Below are 383 nucleotides of genomic sequence, written 5' to 3'. Positions count from 1 at the left end.
GAGTTGCGAAGCCGGGCGCAAGCGCTGCATCGGCAACGCTATGCACCTGGCCCTGCGTCGGCAAGTGAGCCCTATACGGCGAGGGCAATGCCCTTGCCGTGATTGATGACAAGCCGGTTCCGGCCCGATCTCTTGGCCTCGTACAAGGCGGTATCTGCCCGCGCGACGAATGCGCTCTGGTCGACATCAGATGACATCACAGCCAGGCCGATACTGGCCGTCGGGGTAATGATACTCCCATTTGACTGGACCGCTTTGGCCCCGATGGCGCGCCGCAGCCGTTCGGCGGTTTCGTGCGCCTCGGAAAGACCCGTCCTGGGCAAGAGAACACTGAACTCTTCCCCGCCGACGCGGAAGACCTTGTCGGAGGGACGCAGGCAGTG

General features: G+C 63.4%; 1 protein-coding gene. It reads right to left on the bottom strand.

What is annotated here, in order from left to right:
• Nucleotides 1–71: 71 nt before the first annotated feature.
• Nucleotides 72–383 (bottom strand): GGDEF domain-containing protein (locus HY30_RS18865; RefSeq protein ID WP_155839430.1); only part of this gene is annotated, 312 nt, incomplete at its 5' end.

Source organism: Hyphomonas chukchiensis (assembly GCF_000682695.1).
GTDB lineage: Bacteria > Pseudomonadota > Alphaproteobacteria > Caulobacterales > Hyphomonadaceae > Hyphomonas > Hyphomonas chukchiensis.
Note: the sequence above shows the minus strand (reverse complement) of the source record. Positions and strands in the feature narration are given on the sequence as shown.